Genomic DNA, 3,855 nt, shown 5'->3' on the forward strand with positions numbered 1-3,855 from the left:
ACCGGCGTGTGGTTCTCGATCTGCGTCTGCGGGATCAGTGAGCCGGTGACGGTCACGCGTCCGAGATCGGTGGGGGTGTTGTCCTGGGCGAGCGCGATCGCGCTGCTGCTGGCCAGGATCAGGCCGCTGAGGACGGCGCGGGTGAGCGGGTGACGCGGGAAGCCATTGCGAGACATGCGGTACTCCGTGTGGTCGTGAGAAACGCGTTTTCCCTTTCCTGGGAACTCATGGATGGTTCAGCAGCCCGTGGACGCAGAAAGGCGGCGTTTTTCGAACGTAACACACGCTTAACTTGTTTTTCGCGGAGTTGTCGCGCTCTCGCAATCGCTCGTTTCGAGTTAATAAAAATATATTTAAAAACAATGCGTTACGAAATTGGTACGAATTTGCCGAGTTTGGCTTAATGAATATCCCGTAAATCATTGGATATTTAACAATCGAGATGTTCATGCGCTGATCGATGCATATGCGCCGGCAAAAAAAAGGCCCCGCCGAAGCGGGGCCTGGTCCGGAATCAAACCCGGAAAACGACGGGATTACTTGCCGAAGTCGTACTTGGCCTGCACGTACACGGTGCGGCCGTAGACGTTGTACAGGYAGTTGTTGAACGGCGTGCCGGAGGTGCCCTGGTAGCTGTGGGCCTGCTGCTCGGGCATCTTGTTGAACACGTTGTTGACCATCAGCGACAGGGTCAGGTCATCCTGCACGCGGTAGTTAACGCTCAGGTTGTAGGTGGTGTACGAAGCCCACTTGCCTGCCTTGTAACCCGACGCACCATGGGTGTACTCATAGCCGTTCAGGCCCGCCAGGTAGTTCGGGGTGTGGCCGATGTAGTTCGCGTACAGCGTGGTGGTCCACTTGTCCAACGACCAGGCCACCGACGCGTCGGAACGGACCTTGGCGTAGCTGTCGTAGTTCCACATCGACTTCGGGTTGCCCAGCAGGTCCTGGAAGTCCTCACCCGGCTGCGCCTGCACTTCACGCTTCAGCATGTTGGTGTAGTTGCCCGAGACCTGCAGCGAACCGAAGCGGCCGATGTCCTGCAGGTACTTGAAGCCGACGGTCACGGCCTGCAGGTTCTGGCGGGCCACGTTCATCTTCGGGGTGTACAGCGAGCTCAGGTTGCCGGCCGAATCACGGGTGACCCAGTCAGCCACGTTCTGGCAGGTAGCCGAGGAGCCGTTCGGCAGGCCGTTGCGGCAGTAGTACTCGGCCAGCAGCAGCTGGTCGGTGCTGGCCGTATCGACTTCGTTCTCGATCTTCCAGTTGTAGTAGTCGGCCGAGATCGACAGGTTCGCCATCGGCGCCCASACGATGCCSGCRTTCCAGACRTCRGCGGTGATCGGCTCCAGGTCCGGGTTGCCGGCACGCTCGGAGTAGACCGAGACGCTGTCCGCGTAGCGGCAGGCGTCGGTGTTACCCGGCACGTAGCCCAGCTSRCCGCAACGGTAGTAGTCGGTGGAGTTGGCAGCGTAGTAGCCGCTGCGGCCCTGGAACGCGTCAGGCAGGGTCGGCGCGCGGAAGGCGGTGCCGTACTTGCCGCGGAACAGCAGGCTTTCGATCGGACGGAACTCGACACCGACGCTGTAGGTGGCCTTGTCGACGGTGTTGTCTCCGATCTTGAAGGCGTCATAGCGACCGGAAGCCGTCACCGTCAGCGACTCCAGCAGCGGCATGCGCAATTCGCTGGTCACCGCGTAGTTGCTGCGATGGCCATTGCCGGCAACAGCCGACGAACCCCACACATCGCCGTCCAGCAGGCGCTGGTCCGGGCTGTAGTCCCAACCTTCGCTGCCACCTTCGACGACCACGGCCAGGCCGGCGTCGCCGCCCGGAAGCGAGAACAGCGAGCCATTGGTGACCTGGGCACGAGCCATGTTCTGCCAGGTGCGCGCATGGTTGGTGGTGTAACCGGTGAAGCCGGCGAAGTCTTCCGGCGCGATCGGCGAATAGAACGCGCCCCAGTTGGTGTTGTAGATGCCGAAGCCATCCTTGGTGCCGAGCTGCGGGCCCAGTACCTTGTCAGCGAAGTAGCTGTTGATGGCATTGCCGAAGCGCTGGAACTTGCTTTCATCCAGGCGGTACTCGCCGCGGGTGAAGCTCAGGCTGTAGTCCCAGTTGCCGACCGCACCCTTGCCGCCCAGGGTGACCTGGTAGGAACGGCTCTTGTCGTTGTTCAGGATGCCCTTGTAGCCTTCGCCGCCGATATCTTCCGGAGCGAACGCGCGCTGCAGGTTGACCAGCTTGCCCGACGTCTGGTCATAGAAGCCACCCATGCCGCTCTTGGTGCCCCACCACAGGTAGTTCGAACCGGAGGTGTATTCGGTCTTTTCCTTGCTGTACAGCACGTCGGCGAACAGCTGGAAGTTGTCGTTCACATCGAAGGTCATCGACGAATAGAACTGGCCGCTGTCCTTGCCGTTCTTCAGGGTCTTGTAGCCTGCGCCGAACACCGAACCGCAGGACTGGCCGGTCGGGCGGTTCGCCAGCACGGTGGTGCCATCGAACTGGCCGGCGACGTTGGCGCAGTTGCTCGGGTCCATCATGTACAGCGCATTGGTCTTGGCGTCGATGACGGCGAAGTCGTTCGACGGCAGCTGTGCGGTGTAGCCGTTGGTGTTGTTCTGCTTGGTCAGATCACGCTGGTAGCCCCAGATCGGGTTGCTGCTTTCGATCTGCACGTTGACCAGTGCATTGAAGCGGTTGTCCAGCGCCGAGAAGCCGTGTGCGCCGCTGATGCGGAAGCTGTTGCCGCCGCCTTCAGTGGTGGTGCCGCCACGCACGGACAGGCTGCCGCCTTCCATGTGGTCCTTCAGGATGATGTTGACCACGCCGGCGATCGCATCCGAACCGTACAGGGAGGACTGGCCACCCGGCAGGACTTCGATGCGCTCGACGATGTCGATCGGAATGCCGCTGATGTTGTTGAACGCGTCGCCGCCGTTGTACAGCGCCGGGTAGGACATCATCGGGCGGCCGTTGATCAGGTACTTGGTGTAACCCGGATTCAGGCCGAACATGCCAGCGGCTTCAGCGCCCTGGGTGAACGAAGCGGAGGTCTGGCCGCCCTGGATGCCGCCGGTGGTCAGCGAGGACTGCTGCAGCACTTCGGCGACGCTGTTGAAGCCGCGCGACTGGATGGCTTCAGCGCTGATGGTCATGACCGGGGTCTGGGTCTCGACCTGGGTCTGCGGGATCAGCGAGCCGGTGACGGTGATCTTGTCCAGGTTGGTGGCCTTGTCCTGGGCCATTGCCGGCGAGGCGGCAACCAGGGCGGAGATCAAGGCGACGGCGAGGGTGTTGCGACGTGCGGAATTGCGAAGGTCTTTCATGTAGTTCCGTTCAGAGAGCAAATACGAGTACGGCACTGCGCATGCGCCATCGTGCGTGCTGTAGAACCAGCAACGCAGCCCAAAACCAGTGCCCAGCGAACGTAACATGAACTTAACAATCTGTGCACGAATCTGTAGCAATCCTGAATTTCAGTCAGCGTACGTCCAGCTAGTATGATGTTGGGTTCTTCTTATCGATTCACCCGGAGTCCGCAGTGAACAGTTCTTCCCGTCGTCCGCATGCCAGCCAGGTGCAGAAGGGACTGGCGCCGCATGCGCGCATCCGCAACGTGATCGCGGTGGGCTCGGGAAAGGGTGGGGTGGGCAAGTCGACCACGGCGGTCAACCTGGCCGTCGCACTGCAGCAGCTGGGGGCGCGCGTAGGCGTGCTTGATGCCGATATCTACGGCCCCAGCGTGCCGGCGATGCTCGGCCTGTCCGGTCGCCCGGAAAGCCCGGACAACAAGAGCATCGAGCCGATGCGGGCCTTCGGCGTGGACACCATGTCGATCGGTTATCTGGT

At 61.4% G+C, this 3,855-nt stretch carries 2 protein-coding genes; one reads left to right on the forward strand and one right to left on the reverse strand.

Annotated elements, in window-relative coordinates:
• Window positions 1-536 precede the first annotated feature (536 nt).
• Window positions 537-3,332 carry a TonB-dependent receptor plug domain-containing protein gene (locus AB4Y84_RS15685; protein ID WP_442250403.1) on the reverse strand — a complete coding sequence of 932 codons (2,796 nt, stop codon included), beginning with the start codon at window positions 3,330-3,332 and terminating at the stop codon, window positions 537-539.
• Window positions 3,333-3,547: 215 nt separating this feature from the next.
• Between AB4Y84_RS15685 and AB4Y84_RS15690 the strand changes: the two genes are divergently transcribed.
• On the forward strand, window positions 3,548-3,855 hold a 308-nt coding region (locus tag AB4Y84_RS15690; RefSeq protein ID WP_442250404.1), incomplete at its 3' end, for a P-loop NTPase.

Origin of the sequence: Stenotrophomonas sp. 2YAF22 (assembly GCF_052114665.1) — a bacterium.
Lineage (GTDB): Bacteria > Pseudomonadota > Gammaproteobacteria > Xanthomonadales > Xanthomonadaceae > Stenotrophomonas > Stenotrophomonas indicatrix.